Source organism: Moheibacter sediminis (genome assembly GCF_900176425.1).
GTDB lineage: Bacteria > Bacteroidota > Bacteroidia > Flavobacteriales > Weeksellaceae > Moheibacter > Moheibacter sediminis.
Genome location: NZ_FWXS01000026.1, coordinates 1 through 1,178, shown reverse-complemented (window position 1 = coordinate 1,178; position 1,178 = coordinate 1). Strand labels below are relative to the sequence as shown.

1 pseudogene is annotated in these 1,178 nt (G+C 44.6%); it reads right to left on the bottom strand.

The window, feature by feature from the left end:
- Positions 1-1,121, bottom strand: a pseudogene (locus tag B8977_RS14960) (T9SS type A sorting domain-containing protein); the annotation flags it as partial.
- Positions 1,122-1,178: the final 57 nt, after the last annotated feature.

Below are 1,178 nucleotides of genomic sequence, written 5' to 3'. Positions count from 1 at the left end.
TTTCTGCCTAGTGTTTCTGTTGAAGCATAGCCTCCCAGCAGGTAAGTATTGTCTTCTGATTTTGTAGCTGAAACCAATACATCCCATTGTCCGAAATCATAGCTGTTGTCCCAGATGTGGTTTCCTTCCTTGTCTATTTCAATTACCCAGAAGTCTGTTCCGTTGGTACTTCCTGATTTCTTGGTTTCTGATGTTTTGGAATTGGAGCTTCCCGTAAGCAGGAATCCGTTTTCTGTTTTCAGGATATTGGATAGCGTTTCATCGCCTTCACCTCCGTAAGTCTTCTGCCATTGTTCTTCTCCTTTTTGGTTGATTTTAATCAACCAGAAATCTCCCATTCCTAAATTCTCTGCTGTTTTGTCTGAGGAGACAAGTGAATTGGAAGTTCCGCCAACTAAATATCCGTCTTCTGTGATGAGGATGCTTTTGAGCTGGTCAGAGAACATTCCGCCATAGGTCTTTTCCCATTCCACTGATCCGGTTGATGATAGTTTGACCACCCAGTAGTCATAGCTTCCTCTGGTTTCTTCCGATTTATTACCGATGGTTTCTCCTTTTTCATCTTTGACGGGTGAAGAGTCTGAGCTGCCGCCGATGATGAAGCCTCCGTCAGGGGTTTGCCGGATGCTTTGCAACTGGTCGTTGCCGATTCCGCCCAGTGTGATCTGCCATTCTTCTTTTCCCTGCGGATCGATTTTAATTACCCAGAAATCCATGTTTCCAAATCCCTGGTCTTTCTTGTCTCCCGAAACAGGTGAGTCGGAGCTTCCGCCAAGGATGTAACCGCCTTCTGAGGTCATCGCTGCACTGTACAGGTAATCGCTCCCTGATCCTCCGAATACTTTCTGCCATTCCATCTTTCCCGATTCATCCATCTTCCAGAGGAAATAATCCAGATCGCCCTGGCCTTTCTCTGATTTGTTTCCTGAGTCTTCTGAAAAGGAGCTTCCCGCCAATAGAAATCCATAGTCCGGTGTTGGCTTTACATCGTACAAATATTCGCTGTGAACACCGCCCAGTACCTGCTGCCACTCAATCTCTTGAGCCGATAATGAATCAATTGAAAATAGGAAAAGGCTTATGCACGGCAGGATGCCGCTAAGCGATAGGTTGGTTCTCATAATCTTAGTTTTAACGAATTCCAAACTTAATTAATTATGTTAAGGAAAACAAAAAAA